13 protein-coding genes are annotated in these 15,111 nt (G+C 37.0%); 8 read left to right on the top strand and 5 right to left on the bottom strand.

All coding sequences use genetic code 11. The features are described from left to right. Nucleotides 1-315 precede the first annotated feature (315 nt). The 6 genes from GAB14E_RS11400 to GAB14E_RS11425 all read left to right on the top strand — a co-directional run bounded on the left by GAB14E_RS11400 (nt 316) and on the right by GAB14E_RS11425 (nt 8,286). A complete protein-coding gene (locus GAB14E_RS11400) occupies nt 316-1,569 on the top strand; it encodes an efflux RND transporter periplasmic adaptor subunit (RefSeq protein WP_033082404.1) in 1,254 nt (417 codons plus the stop codon). An 86-nt stretch (nt 1,570-1,655) separates the two neighbouring features. Next, nucleotides 1,656-2,375 carry an ABC transporter ATP-binding protein gene (locus tag GAB14E_RS11405; protein ID WP_033082403.1) on the top strand — a complete coding sequence of 240 codons (720 nt, stop codon included), beginning with the start codon at nt 1,656-1,658 and terminating at the stop codon, nt 2,373-2,375. Nucleotides 2,376-2,400: 25 nt separating this feature from the next. Next, entirely contained in the window at nt 2,401-4,881 is a 2,481-nt protein-coding gene (locus GAB14E_RS11410) for an ABC transporter permease (RefSeq protein ID WP_033082402.1), read from the top strand. Between the two features lie 212 nt (nt 4,882-5,093). Next, entirely contained in the window at nt 5,094-5,573 is a 480-nt protein-coding gene (locus tag GAB14E_RS11415) for a c-type cytochrome (RefSeq protein ID WP_033082401.1), read from the top strand. Between the two features lie 257 nt (nt 5,574-5,830). Then, on the top strand, nt 5,831-6,310 hold the full coding sequence (locus tag GAB14E_RS11420; RefSeq protein ID WP_033082399.1) for a DUF3015 family protein: 480 nt from the start codon (nt 5,831-5,833) through the stop codon (nt 6,308-6,310). A gap of 113 nt (nt 6,311-6,423) precedes the next feature. Then, the gene (locus GAB14E_RS11425) at nt 6,424-8,286 is read left to right on the top strand and encodes an Lnb N-terminal periplasmic domain-containing protein (protein ID WP_033082398.1); all 1,863 of its coding nucleotides are present in this window, start codon (nt 6,424-6,426) and stop codon (nt 8,284-8,286) included. Nucleotides 8,287-8,386: 100 nt separating this feature from the next. On the opposite strand, the gene GAB14E_RS11430 is transcribed toward GAB14E_RS11425, so the two are convergent. Continuing rightward, complete coding sequence (locus GAB14E_RS11430; protein WP_033082397.1) at nt 8,387-9,073, bottom strand: cytochrome b/b6 domain-containing protein; 687 nt, start codon at nt 9,071-9,073, stop codon at nt 8,387-8,389. A 278-nt stretch (nt 9,074-9,351) separates the two neighbouring features. Between GAB14E_RS11430 and GAB14E_RS11435 the strand changes: the two genes are divergently transcribed. Further along, the gene (locus GAB14E_RS11435) at nt 9,352-11,025 is read left to right on the top strand and encodes an amidohydrolase (RefSeq protein WP_081967813.1); all 1,674 of its coding nucleotides are present in this window, start codon (nt 9,352-9,354) and stop codon (nt 11,023-11,025) included. 126 nt (nt 11,026-11,151) lie between these two features. Here GAB14E_RS11435 and asnB read toward each other — a convergent pair whose 3' ends face one another. The 4 genes from asnB to GAB14E_RS11450 all read right to left on the bottom strand — a co-directional run bounded on the left by asnB (nt 11,152) and on the right by GAB14E_RS11450 (nt 14,455). Then, nucleotides 11,152-12,816, bottom strand: coding sequence for an asparagine synthase B (asnB, locus tag GAB14E_RS11440; protein ID WP_033082396.1), 1,665 nt, complete (start codon nt 12,814-12,816; stop codon nt 11,152-11,154). 281 nt (nt 12,817-13,097) lie between these two features. Beyond that, complete coding sequence (locus GAB14E_RS24855) at nt 13,098-13,271, bottom strand: hypothetical protein (protein WP_156115730.1); 174 nt, start codon at nt 13,269-13,271, stop codon at nt 13,098-13,100. 202 nt (nt 13,272-13,473) lie between these two features. Then, nucleotides 13,474-13,806: a 50S ribosome-binding protein YggL gene (locus GAB14E_RS11445; RefSeq protein ID WP_033082395.1), complete on the bottom strand. Its 333-nt coding sequence runs from the start codon at nt 13,804-13,806 to the stop codon at nt 13,474-13,476. Between the two features lie 229 nt (nt 13,807-14,035). Continuing rightward, nucleotides 14,036-14,455 carry a helix-turn-helix domain-containing protein gene (locus GAB14E_RS11450; RefSeq protein ID WP_033082470.1) on the bottom strand — a complete coding sequence of 140 codons (420 nt, stop codon included), beginning with the start codon at nt 14,453-14,455 and terminating at the stop codon, nt 14,036-14,038. 137 nt (nt 14,456-14,592) lie between these two features. On the opposite strand from GAB14E_RS11450, the gene GAB14E_RS11455 reads away from it, so the two are divergent. Then, nucleotides 14,593-15,099 carry a DUF2938 domain-containing protein gene (locus tag GAB14E_RS11455; protein ID WP_033082394.1) on the top strand — a complete coding sequence of 169 codons (507 nt, stop codon included), beginning with the start codon at nt 14,593-14,595 and terminating at the stop codon, nt 15,097-15,099. Nucleotides 15,100-15,111: the final 12 nt, after the last annotated feature.

The following is a 15,111-nucleotide window of genomic DNA, read 5'->3' as shown; positions in this document are numbered from 1 at the left end:
TCACTAAAACCTTATCTCAGCCGCTCGACCATAAATTCGATTCTTTTAACTTAACGTTATTATCTTAGTTATTTTTCCTTCTATGGTAGGAAACAAGCTGAATCTTGACTCATTTTCATTAACTTTTATATTTTTATTTAAACTTAAGTGTATTACCCGTTATTTCGAAAGCGAACTCTACCGTCCGATATTGAACTTTATTTACAGTTATATTTTCGCGTACCCCCTATCTTACTGATATTGTTTGTAATTATTTTTGGCATGAATCTGGCTATCTGTAGTGAAGAATAATTTTTTAAGCAATATATTACCGTTATGGACAAAATTAAAAGCGATACTTCGAAAAAAGCCATTTACCACAATAAATGGTTCATCACTTCACTTATTGTATCCGTTAGTCTTTTTTGGCTATCAGTGAATAAGAGTTTTGGACAAATCACTATTGCTCGAGAAAGCTTGTTAATAGCAACAGTACAGCAAGGTGATTTAGATGTTGTTGTTGATGGTTATGGCAAATTGATATCCAATAAACAATTACTCATCAGTGCGTTAACTAATGCTCGTGTAAAAGAAATAATATTAAAACCTGGCGCTTTAGTTGAAAAAGGTAGTGTTATTGTACGTCTAGAGAACCCCGTTTTACCACAGCAGGTTGATGATGAACAACAGCAAGTTGCCCAAAGGAAGGCTAATTTACGGCAATTGAAATTAACACAAAAAAGAGAGTTATTGTCGGATGAGGCTGATTTAGCAAGGATCAAAGCAAGCTTGCAAAGTGCAGAGTTGAAACGTAAAGCAGAGCAGCAGCTTTTGGCTAAAGGCATAATCTCTACATTGAGCTTTGAACAAACGAGGCTACATGAAGTGCAGCTGCGTCAACAGATTGAATTTTTAAAATTGCGCACCGAGCAACTTAAAGAAGTACACAGCGAAGCAATAAATATCATGAAGCAGGCAATAAAACAACAAGAAGGTCGCTTAGTGATCGCTCAATCACGATTAACAAGTCTTGATGTGCTAGCTGAGTTTTCTGGTGTTTTACAAAAGTTATCTGTTGAACTTGGACAAAATCTAATCGCAGGGCAGACCATAGGTTTAATAGGTAGTGTTAGTGATTTAGTGGCCATTATAAAAGTACCACAAAGCCAAGCACAGCAAATTAGCTTTGGGCAACAGGCGGTTATTGATACCCGTACAGACAAAATAATCGGGAAAGTTACTCGTATTGACCCTCTTGTCAGTAATAATACCGTTAGCATTGAAATATCGTTATCGAAAAAACTACCGGCCAGTGCCAGACCTGAACTTAATGTTGATGCTCAGATCACTATTACTAAACTAAAAAATATATTGTATCTGAAAAGACCTGCCAATATTAAAACGGATAGACACTCATCACTTTATAAGGTTGATAAAACAAACCAACAAGCCAGACAGCAGTCTATTCAATTCGGTCAACAAGCGGGACGATATATTGAAGTCTTGAGTGGTGTAAAATTGAATGAGCAATTTATTATCTCAGATCTAGCCAACATTAAAGAAACGGTCAGTACGTTAACCATTGATTAAGCCGATTGGGTGAATCTGATAGGAATAACTCAGTAGCGAATTTAAAAGAAAAATAAAGAAAAATAAAGATTAATAAGGAAATAACAATGAATCAGAATAAAAACAATAATATCGCGATAAAGATGAGCAATATTTCTAAGATATTTGAAACACAAGCGTTAGAAACACACGCGTTAACTGATATTAACTTGACCATCAATAAAGGTGATTATATTTCAATTTCAGGCCCATCAGGTTGTGGCAAGTCTACGCTTTTATCATTGCTTGGATTGTTAGATATGCCGACATCAGGAACATATTTCATTGAAGGTGAAGATGTTAGTCAATTATCCTTAGATCAAGCGGCGGAAACAAGAAATAGTAAAATAGGCTTTATATTTCAGTCGTTTAATCTTATCGATGAATTATCAGTATTTGATAATGTTGCTTTACCTTTACGTTATCATCGTAATAAACCCAATGTAGAAACAATTAAAAACCGAGTAAATGAGTGTTTAGCGCAAGTATCAATGACACACAGAACAAGTCATAAACCTAATCAACTATCAGGTGGTCAACAGCAACGCATTGCCATTGCCCGTGCGTTAGTTACAAACCCTGCAATTTTATTAGTTGATGAACCAACAGGTAACCTAGACTCAAAAAGTGGCGACCAGGTCATGGATGTTCTCGCACAGCTCAATGAAAACGGCACGACTATTTGCATGGTAACCCATGATCCCCGTTACGCTGATATGGCTAAAATCCAGTTAAAATTACTTGATGGCGCTATTTTAACAGTACCTTCATTGCAAATTGCCAACTAATTTTGAGTCTACAAGGAAGCGCGTAATGAATTTATTTTTTTCTTCACTCTCATACTCAGTAAAACAAGCCTATAAAAGCTTGCAGCAAACACCGAGTTTTGTTTTTAGTGTTATCACTACTATGTCAATAACACTGGGGGCATTGTTATGTGTATTAACATTAGCTTATGTGATGTTATTCAAGCCATTACCGTATCCCGATGCTGAGCACTTGGTTAAAGTGGATCATATAATGACCAAAAAAGACGGTAGTCGTACTGACCCGCTGTTTAGTTATCCTAGTATGATGTATTTAGTTAACAATCAAACTTTGTTTAGTGACATTGCCTTAAGTTCTTATGATAAACAAATATTAACATCACACACTTCGCAGCCCACTATGTTAACGACTTATGTAACACCAGCATGGTTTGAATTGTTTCAAGTACCGATGGAATTAGGTCGAGCTTTCGCCAAAGATGTCGACATAAAAAATGATGTACCAGAGGCCGTGTTAAGTTTTGATACTTGGCAACAAGCCTTTAATAACGATGAGAATATTATAGGTAAAACAGTACGTTTTCGTGATGTCAGTTTTAAAGTAATTGGGGTGAGTGCCCAATCATTTATTGAACCTCAATTAATTAAAGCCGGCTATAAAAGCCAAGTTTGGTTAACCTGGGATTTTAATAGGACAAGTGCACGCGCTAGAAAAGATTGGGGTAGCATTAATGAGAACTTAATTTTTGTTGCTAAGCTGGATAAAAATAATTCAACAGCACAAGCTGAGCAGCAACTGTCGCCTTCAGTTAATGCTAAGTGGCAAGAGGGCGTTGCAAGTGATGCATTTTATGATGGTTGGCGTGTTGATATACAGGTAAGCCAGTTAAAGTCAGCCATTTTGTCTAATCATCAGCAGAGTGTTTTATTGTTGCTTGCTGGGGTATTTGGTTTGGTGCTTATAGCTTGTAGTAATATTGCTAACTTATTTATAGCCCGTATGGCTCAATTACAAAAAACACTCGCTATTTCTGCGGCAGTAGGGGCAAAAAAATCACAACTATTCAAATTACTGTTAGCTGAATCGTCGTTATTAATGTTTGCATCTTTGATGATTGCCCTCATTTTCGCTAGCGTTGGGTTTGTAGTATTACAACAAAATTTAGCGCAGGTATTTCCTCGAGTTGATGAAGTGGTCTTGAGTACTTTTACTTTATCAAGTGCCATTTTGTTTGCGACTATGTTTACGCTATTTTTTGCTTTATTAGGCAATAAAATGATTAACTACCGAGCCATTAGCCAACATTTACATGGCAGCGGTAAGGGCGTTGATATGCAAATATCTAAAAAAGTTCGTTATTCGCTGATTGTTAGTCAAGTAGCAATTGCGAGTGTTTTAGTCTTTGGTAATCTGAGTTTATTTACCGAAGCGCTTAAAGTCATTAATGAGCCGGTAGGTGTTAATACCGCTAACTTTGTTGATATTGATTTTTCGACAAAGCGAAGGCCAACACAAGAAGAAATAGATGGTCCAGTACTTGGCACAGCGATAAAAAATAGTCTATTAGCACTGCCGCAAGTTGCAGCGGTCAGTAATTCACAATCACCATTGAGTGGTTTTTATGAGATGGCGTTAACCAATGTTGCTACCAACGAACACATGCTTCCAGGTGTAAAATGGATAGATGAATCATACTTTCAATTGATTGAGCAGCCATTACTCGCAGGTGACTATTTTACGGTAAGTGATATTCGTGAAGGTTTTACTGGGCCAGAAGGTAAAATAGATAATATGGTGATGATAATCAATGACACCTTAGCAAAAAAAGTAGTACCTCAAGGCGCTAGTTTAGACTATGCGTTAGGAAAGAAATTTAAAATGGATGAACGTGGAGTTTTCACTGTCATCGGCATCGTTAAAGGGATGAAAATGCCAGGTGTTAGCAATATTCCTGTGCGTGCTTATGTACCTAGCTCTGTGCATTCAATCAGCATGACGGTGAAGCTTAAACCCAATCAAACATTAAGCCGAGAGCAAGTGATAACAGCAGTAAATGAAGTCACTAGTTTATTTGCTTTATTTTCGATGAAAGATGTGGCTGAAATTCATCAACAATTACTTTTTAGTGAGCGAGCAACGGCAATTACTACAGGAACATTAGCCTTATTAACTATTTTGTTAGCGGCTTTAGGCTTATACGGAATTTTAAGTTACAGCACACAAATGCGTCGTTATGAAATAGGTACCCGTTTAGCACTTGGTGCGAAACGTCGTGACATTGTAAATCTGATTGTGTTTGATAATCTAATAGCCGTTATTATTGGCATAATTATTAGTATCGTTATTTTAATCGGGTTAATGATGGCCTTTAATGAACAATTAGAAAGCATTATTAATGTGAGTTTATTACCCTTATTTTTATTGACCTTGCTATTGATTAGCGGCATTGCTTTTAATGCCTGTTATTTACCATTACGGACATACATTAACAAACCTGCTTTATATAGTTTGCGAGGTTCAGAATAATTGATTAATTTCAATACCCGTTAATACAAGCTTATTTATCAAAAGCTGTCATTAATCAAAGGCAGAGTGAATAGTTTATAAGTTATTTAAAAACCTAAGTATCAACTTGTTACTGATTTACTTTTGTTACAAGTTGTTGCTTTTTGTGGCGTGATTTTACGCTACACTAGCCGAGTAAAAGTCATCAAATAATAATTAAGAGAGAAGTATCGATGAATGTCCTGAAAAAAAGTATTTTAGCTATTACCGTTGCAACCAGTCTAGTTGCTGCCACTGCCGTTGTGGCCCAACCAGCAAGTTCTGAAAAACACGCTGTTTATGCTACGGAGTTACGCCAATCTATCTTTAAGCTATTAGGCAGTAACATGGGGCCATTGGGCGCTATGGCTAAAGGAAAGGTGCCAGTTGATGCAAAAACTGTTGAAAAACATGCCACACGTATCAATCAACTATCTTTAATGATCGCAGATTATACACGTACTGATACCTCTAAGTTTGATGTTAAAACAGAAGCTTTAGGCAAAATTTGGCAAGATCCTGAGCACTTTAGCAAAGACATTGATAAATTAACTTTAGCTTCAGCTAATTTAATGACAGCGGCTAAATCAAACGATGAAAGTGCCATTAAAAAAGCCATTGGTGGTGTTGGTAAAACGTGTGGCGGTTGTCACGATCACTTTAAGAAAGACTAATTAATAGCAGCATCAAAAAATTAGTTAATGCTATAAAAAGCCCTTGTTAAAAACAAGGGCTTTTTTGTTGAATTGATGAATAAAGGAGTAATTTTTTTAACAGTTAAAATATCAGATACTGGTTTTGATCTAATAGACAAAATTACTTCAATAATTAAGGAGTTAACCGCTAGAATAATAAAAACATATGTATTAGACTGGTTTGGCTTAATTTTAACAATAAGTAACATTCTACAAAAATTATATAGGGATTTATCATGAAAAAACTTTTAATCGCATCAACTTTATTAGTATCAACTTCTGTTTTAGCCGACGCACCTGGTAGCCAGACTTGTGGTTGGGGTAATATGCTTTTCGCTGGTCAAACAGGCACTCCTAGCCATGTTTTAGCTGCAACAACGAATAACTCAACAGGTAACAATACTTTTGGTATGTCATTCGGTACTAACGGCTGTTCAACTAAAGGTACATTGACTTACGGCGGTAAGGAAATGATTGATGTTAGTATGATTATGGATGAGTTCAGTGAAGATGTTGCTCGTGGTGATGGTGAAGCATTAACTGCTGTAGCAGTTTCTTTAGGTGTAGCAGAAGCTGATCGTGCTTTATTCAAGTCGACTCTTCATAACAACTTCAATACATTATTCCCTTCAGAAGAAGCAACCACTGAACACGTAGTTAGCTCTATGTTTTCTTTAATGAAAAATGACAAAACTTTAGTTAAATATACAGTATAGTATTTATCTTTTTTCTATGAAAAAAGGCTGCTTCAGGTAGCCTTTTTTAATTACAGCATTGATATTTATTCAATCTTTATTCTCCGATATTACATTTCCAGCAAGTAAACTCTATGAACTTAAAAGCATCGCTATTATCTTTTTCCCTCATTTTTTTAATGGCTATACAAGCTAATGCACAGCAGCCAGAAAATTTTACTCAATTGGCACAAACAGAGCAGTGGCGTGCGTTATTACATATTAATACGCAAAAGCAAGGCAGTGAAATTGAAAGTTATGTTGATGATGCAAGCTTCTTTTTAGCACCAGATGGCGCAGTAAATCCTGAAAGTGAATTGTTGGCGACCATTTCAGCGTTAAAAGAGCAAGCTGATACTCAATGTAAGTTTCCAGCGAGAACACTGTTTTTATTAGAAAACATAACAACACTTAGCAAAGACGTTAAGCCTTTTTATTGTCAGGAATATCGAGATTGGCGCAATAAACTTAATACTAGTAGAGTCGTTTTGGTATTTGCATCAGCACAATTAAATAGTCCTTCATCAATGTATGGTCATACTTTCTTACGGTTTGATCCCGAAAGTGTTGAGCAAGATTCCACTTACCTCTCTTATGCCTTGAACTTTGGCGCTACCGTACCAGACGGAGATGCCGGTTTTCTATATGCGGCTAGAGGATTAACCGGTGGTTATCCTGGTAATTTTGCCGCTAATCCTTATTTTGAAAAAATTAAAGAGTATAACCGGCTAGAAAATCGTGACTTATGGGAATATAAATTAAATTTAAAACAAGATGAAATTGATGCCATGTTGGCGCATATTTGGGAGTTACAAGGGATTGATTTTGAGTATTATTTCTTTGATGAGAACTGTTCATTTAGATTACTTGAGTTGCTTGATGTTGCTAGACCTGGATTGTATCTCGCTAATAACTTTCCAGTGACCGCTATGCCACTAGATACTGTCAGGGTCGTTCAAGACGCTGAGTTGATAGCGGATACTCATTATAGGCCATCTATTTTAACTGAGTTAAAAGTGCAATTAGCCATGTTAACTGATGATGAAAATATATTGGCATTGGCCTTATCTAAAGATATCAAGGTATTAAAAAAGCCAGAATTTATTAGTCTGCCGATTAAACAGCAACAAATTATTGTTGATAGTGCCTATCGCTATTTGCGCTATCAAAATACTTTTAATGGGCGTCCTAAAGAGACCACACGCCGAAGTTACTTATTATTGAGGCGACTCAGTGAAAACCCGTCCAAACTAAGCATACCTATAGAGCAACCACAGCGACCTGATCTTGGCCATAAAACGGCGATGCTAGGGTTTAGTTTGGGGCAAAACCTAGATAAATCTTTTGTAGAGGTGAAATACCGTGGCAGCTATCATGACTTGCTTGACCCTATTGCAGGTTATTACCAAGGCATGTCATTAAACATGGTTAATGTCATGTTGAGAGCTTATGAAGGCGGAGATATTAAACTAGAAAAAGCTGAGTTACTCGATATTGTTTCTTTATCAACAAGAGACAGCTACTTTTCTCCTTGGTCATGGAAAGCCAACATTAGTTTAGAGCAGCAGTGGACCTTGGATAAAGAAGTTTTGGTCACCCAAGGCTCAGGAGGTGGAGGCGTTAGTTACGAATTATTAGATAATACGCATATTTTTGCCTTTGCTACCGGTAGATTAGAGTTTAATCGTAAGCTTGATAGTTTTGCCGCCGTTGCGCCAGGAGCACAGGTAGGTTTGTTACATTACTGGCCTAAAAGCACGTTATTAGTGGAAGCGGAGCACTATCAATTCTTGTTTGACCAAACACAGCGCAGCAGGGTGAGTTTTCAGCAAAGTATACCGCTTGGCGACAATGATAGCTTACGTCTATCTGCTGATTTTCATCGGGTTGAAGGTAAAGAGCAGCAGCCAGTCAATAGCTTCCAAGAATTTAAACTCGAATATCGCCATTATTTTTAGTGACTTTATTTCGTACGGATCAATAAAGACAAAAAAGGTTAGCCAAGTGGCTAACCTTTTTTGATTCAAACAGCATTAAGCTGAGAGTAATAATAAAGCTTTAATAATAAAACTCTTCAATCACAGGCGCATTGATAACTACCAGCCAATAAATTAAACCGACACAACATACAGCGACTAAACAACCTAGAATAACCTTCGAATGGGGAATGGCATCTATCGCTTTAACCTGCTCGGCTGATTTTTTGCCAGTGATCATCGGTAAAACTAAATTTTGCTTTTTAATATGCCAATAATAGGCGACGGCTCCAAGGTGTAAGGCAATGGCAGCAATCATAAAGTCAAAGGTGTTGTGATGGATAAAAGCCATAATTTTTTCTAAATCATTACTTAAACTACCGTAGTAGGGTCCAGAAGAAAATATATCATCATTAATAAACAGACCACTAACCGCCTGTAGTGTGATTAAAACAATCATTAGCACCACCATCAAGGCACCTAATGGATTGTGACCCGCAGTAACTTTACTCTCTTTAGCTGGATGCAAATAGCTAATAAGTGTTTTCGGGGAGGGAATGAAATTGACAAACCTTGCATGCTTTGGCCCTATAACACCCCAAAGAATTCGAAATATAATTAAACCAAGGGCAACAAAGCCCAATTGCATATGCAGGTCAATCATTTCCCCTTCTTGCTCAGCGGTATACCAAGAAGCTAATATTGTGCCGGCAAAACTCCAATGAAAAATGCGTAAGGGTAAATCCCAAATAAGATGTTTTTCTGTCACGTGATAACCTTTATTCGCTAATGCTAATTGTAAACGATAGCGTTATTTTACCCTAAATCTCTATGTGAAGTTAAGTTGCTAAATGTTACCAGAGTTTATTAATAGTCATAATAAATTAAATAGCTTCTTTTTTAGCTTCGCTCATCATTGGCAAGTCTAAGACAGTTCTAGCTTAAAGCAGATATTCTTTGTCATTTAGTTATTAGATGTTGATAACGTTATGTTAAAGTGATTTGCGGCTAACTTCCTACAATAAAGACGATAACAATAAAAATGTCATGAAAAAACTTCAATTAATTACAGCCATATCAGCGCTATTAATCAGTACTGAGCTTATGGCGCAAACCACGCTAATAAAAAATGTCAATGGCTACACTGTCAGTGGCGAGTCATTACAGCAGTTTTCTGCCATTTTATTCTCAAATGACACCATCATTAAAGTCTATCAGACTGATGCTACTGCTGATGTAACACCTGATATGCTGATTATTGATGGCGAAGGCAAAACAATGTTGCCCGGTTTAATTGATGCTCATGGTCATGTGCTTGGCTATGGACACAGCTTATTACAGGTCGACTTGGCCGGTACTACATCTGAAGCTGATGCTGTTGAGCGCACCATAACGTATACCAAAAATAACAAGGCATTGAGTTGGGTCCTTGGAAGAGGTTGGAATCAGGTGCAATGGGCTAATAATACTTACCCAAGTGCTAAAAGTTTAGATGAGGCTTTTCCAGATAAACCCGTGTGGCTTAGACGAGTTGATGGCCATGCTGGTTGGGCTAACTCTAAAGCGATGGCTTTAGCGGGAATAACTTCAGCGAGTAAATCTCCTGCTGGTGGGGAAATAATAAAAGATAAAAATGGTCAGCTTACCGGTATTTTCATTGATAATGCCATGGATCTAATAACTACGAGTATTGCTCAGCCATCAGCTGAAGAAGATAAAATAGCCTTAACAAGGGCGATGCAATCTTTGGCTAGTATGGGCTTAACCAGTGTGCATGACGCCGGTATAAATCAAAATAATATGAATTTATATAAAGAGCTCGCTAGCGAAAATAATATGACTATTCGTATTAATGGCATGTTGTATTTACCCAGCCCAAATTGGCAGCAACAATTAGCACAAGGCCCTTATAAAACATCTGATGAAATGTTCATTTTTAACAGTGTTAAAATTCAAGCAGATGGTGCATTAGGCAGTAGGGGAGCCTCATTAATCAGTGATTATAGCGACCATGCTGGCCATAAGGGCTTGTTATTACATGATAATGATACCTTACAACACTATATTAATTTTGCTATGAATGCTGGCTTTCAAGTAAACACCCATGCAATTGGTGATAATGCTAATAAACTGATATTAGATCTTTACCAGCAAGGCATTACTAAAAGTAAAACTAAGTTATTACGGCATAGAATAGAACATGCACAAGTACTGCGCTTAGCCGATATCCCCCGTTTTTCAGCGCTTAATGTTATCGCCTCAATGCAGACGACACATGCCACTAGTGATAAAAACATGGCTGTTACTCGCCTTGGCGAGCAGCGGATTATAGGTGCGTATGCTTGGCGTAAGTTACTTGATAGCAATGTCATTATTGCTGCAGGGTCAGATTTCCCTGTTGAATCGCCAAATCCATTTTATGGGTTACATGCGGCTATTACCAGGCAAGACCATAACAACTCACCCGATGGCGGCTGGTATGCTGATCAGAAAATGACACCTATTGAAGCATTGAGAAGCTTTACCATAGATGCCGCTTATTCAGGTCATCAAGATAAGATAATAGGCAGCTTAGAGGCAGGTAAAAAGGCCGATTTCATTCTGCTAAGCGATGATCTATTTACCATGCCAGCAAGTAATATCTGGCAAAGTCAGGTATTACAAACATGGGTAGCGGGTAAAAAAGTATATTCACTATCAGATGAATCAAAAGTTAATTAAATATATTTTGAGATTTGTTAAGCAATAGCACTACAATTTTACTGATTGGCCTAATAAATAAAAAAGCCGATATTATTAAATATCGGCTTTTTTTGTCTCGTTAATCGAATTCGTTACCAGAAGTTATTAATAGCTCTCGTTATGAACACTCAACACAGCACGACCCGATGGGTCAGCATTATTTTGAAAACTTTCATCCCAAGCTAAGGCTTCTTCCGTACTACAAGCGACAGACTTACCGCCAATAACACAATCAGCAGCAGACGGTAAAGGGAACCTTTCTTCAAAGACACAACGATAATAATATGCTTCTTTAGAATCAGGAGTATTTACTGGGAACCTAAAGCTAGCACTTTCCAGTTGTTGATCGGTAACTTGTTCTTCTACATGGGCTTTTAAACCATCAATCCAAGAATAACCAACACCGTCTGAGAATTGCTCTTTTTGACGCCATAAAATTTCTTTAGGTAAGTAACCTTCAAAAGATTCACGTAGAATGGCTTTTTCCATTTTGCCATTGCCACACAATTTATCTTCTGGGTTGATGCGCATGGCAACATCCATAAAGTTTTTATCTAAAAAGGGTACACGAGCTTCGATGCCCCAAGCCGACATAGATTTGTTAGCACGTAAGCAATCAAATTTATGCAGTCTGTCGAGCTTACGGTTTAGCTCTTCGTGAAACTCTTGCGCGTTTGGCGCTTTGTGGAAGTACAAATATCCACCAAAAATTTCATCAGCGCCTTCACCTGAAAGTACCATTTTAATACCCATGGCTTTAATTTTACGTGCCATCAAATACATAGGGGTAGAAGCGCGGATAGTCGTTACATCATAAGTTTCTAGATGATAAATAACTTCTTTAAGGGCGTCGATGCCTTCTTGCTCGGTAAAAACAATACTATGGTGGATAGTACCAATACTATCGGCAACAGTCTGTGCCGCTATTAAATCGGGTGATCCTTCAAGACCACAAGCAAATGAATGTACTTTTGGCCACCACGCCTCAGCTAAGTCATTGTCTTCAATTCTACGGGCAGCAAATTTCTGGGTAATGGCAGAAATTAATGATGAATCTAAACCACCTGATAATAATACACCGTAAGGCACATCAGTCATCAGATGACTTTTTACTGACTCTTCTAATGCTTCACGAATTTTAGTGGTGCTGGTGGTATTATCTTTAATCGCGCCATATTCTTGCCAGTTACGTTTATAATATTTTTTTAACTCTCCAACACGGCTATCTAAGATATGACCTGGTGGGAATTCCGTTACGGTTTTACAAATGGGCATTAACGCTTTCATTTCTGAAGCAACATAAAAGTTACCATCACTATCATAACCAGTATAAAGCGGGATAATACCGATATGGTCACGAGCAATTAAGTAGCTATTGTCAGTTTCATTGTATAAACAAAAGGCAAACATACCTTGTAGTTTATCAACAAAATCAACACCGAATTCTTCATAAAGTGGTAAAATAACTTCACAGTCGGATGCCGTTTGAAAAGCGTAATCTACGTTTAAATTAGCGGCTAATGTTTTGTGGTTATAAATTTCACCATTGACAGCTAAGACATTCGTTTTATTACTATTGTATAAAGGTTGAGCGCCATGCTCTGTATCAACAATAGATAAACGTTCATGGACTAAAATTGCTTTGTCGCTGTGATAAATGCCTGACCAATCAGGACCGCGGTGACGTAAAAGACGAGAATATTCTAAAGCTTTTGGACGAAGTGCATCTGCACCTGTTTTTATATCTAATATACCAAAGATTGAACACATTGAAGCGCTACTCCTTTAATTATTGTTTGAACCGAATTGTGGACTGAATAAGTTAGTTACTGATAGTTAGTAATGTTGAATAAACATTCAGTGAGTACACAGTGACAGGTTTACAAATTAAATCAATACCAAAAAGTGAAGTTTTTACACTAAAGATTATAACTAACGCAATTAAGGCGCAGCATCGATATATGAGAAACGTCATAAATTATGAGAAATGCATTACTGAATGAATAAGCTAAACAGATTAGTTACGTTTATTGTCCTTGTTTAATTTATTACTATAGGTTTTCACAACTGCTTTTTTCTAACTTGCCAATAGCTTTTAAATTGATGGTAGTAACTTCAATTTGGCTAAGTACAACATATACATTTGCTAAAATAGCGGGGCCAGCACATACGTCAACAGTTAACATCACCTTTTGTACTTCTTGTTTTTTAAGTATATTTAGCAAAGATTCGGCATCAAATTCTTTATCATTACCCGCTAAGGCATAACTTGATTCATTGACAAAAATTGTGGTCTGTTCAGCTTTAGTTGTTACTGAAAAAAAAATATAATTAGATAAAATACTTCAGCATACAAAACCCCGACTATTGAAACGTATAACGCCGCCATAAGCGGCTGTTAATTGTTAGCAGTAAGTTCTTAAGCGTCTATGTGCCATAGTTAACATCAACAAGTTCACCAATATTAAACGTTGAAATGATATTTTTGTCTTTCAACCAATTAGATATGTTTGATATGTCCGAGTCAGTGACTGAACCATAACGTTCATGAGAAGAAATAAAACCAGCAAAGGCAGTCAGATCCCCACCACCGCCAATACATAAGTTTAGAGAGTCAATAAAAACAAAAAAATCATCCATTATTGTTGCTAATTCAGACTCATCCTTACAAGTTAAATTACAATCTAATTCAACCCCCATTACAGCAAATTCATCTAAATAAAGCTTTTTTCTTAATCTACGAGTTTTTCGAGAGTGCATAATTTTTCCTTGGCATAAAACGCCCATTTAAGGGGCTAGAAATAGTTGGTTAAAATAAGCTACTTAGGAGTATAAACCAACTGTTTATCGTCCTATTAAACGATTTATAGTACCAAGTTCAAATGCGACTATATTATATCGCTATTAATATTCACATCTATAAGTTAATTGGAGATCTATCAGATATAAATTGATCTTATATCAACTCCATTATTCTATTAAAGATACGCTACTTATTATTAGCTCGCCTTACTTGTCGGTTTGCAGCAAGTATCATTTTATTAAATTTAGGGCATTCTAAATGACTTGGCTCTGGGCAAATTGCAACATGACGAAGACCATCACGTACTGCGGTCATTTGAAGTATTGTTTGCTCTACCTCTTCGGCTTTTATTAGCAGTTGCTGCCTGTCTACTTGTAACATATCTCCTTTCGAAAACATCCCGCGAATTTCTTCTAACGAAAAACCCGCCAGTCGACCTAACGAAATCAAAGACAGTTGTTTTAATACTCGAACATCGAATAAGCGACGTAAACCATGACGACCAACGGATTGTATTAAGCCTTTTTCTTCGTAATACCGTAGGGTTGAGGGAGGCAACCCGGACTGTTTTGCTACTTTCCCAATATCTAATGTTTTTTCTTTCATCTTTGCTCTTGACTTAAAGTCAACTTGAAGTGGCATCATAACCAAAGTGATACAACAACACCAACCCATAGCTAGTTGTTTTATGGTAATTGTGCATATGTGCACATTAATTAAATGTAAAATCAGGATAATATTATATGAAAAACGAGCTATTGGATCTTATTTTAAACAGTGTTTTTTTAGGCGTTGGCGCAACAATCTCAATGGATTTTTGGGCATTAATGTTGCAACGGTTTATCGGCATTGCACCACTTAATTATGCATTGGTAGGTCGATGGTTAATCCATATGAGCAAAGGGACATTTTGTCATGTCAATATAGCAACGGCTAAACCTGTTACAGCAGAGTTAGTCGTTGGCTGGGCGGCACACTACTTAACAGGTGTCGTATTTGCGGCTGTGCTGATTATGCTTGTAGGCAATGAATGGATAAATACACCTAGGCTAATTCCAGCGATAACTTTTGGTATTTTAACCGTGGGAATTCCTTTTTTTATCATGCAGCCTTGCATGGGCTTCGGCATAGCAGCATCAAAAGCGCCTAAGCCAAACCTAGCAAGATTCCGTAGCTTAGTAACACACTTTATTTTCGGTTTAGGTCTATTTTTATCAGCCACACTAAATTCATTTTTTTTGGTGCACTAAGTAGTAAACAAC

Source organism: Colwellia psychrerythraea (genome assembly GCF_000764185.1).
GTDB lineage: Bacteria > Pseudomonadota > Gammaproteobacteria > Enterobacterales > Alteromonadaceae > Colwellia > Colwellia psychrerythraea_B.
Note: the sequence above shows the minus strand (reverse complement) of the source record. Positions and strands in the feature narration are given on the sequence as shown.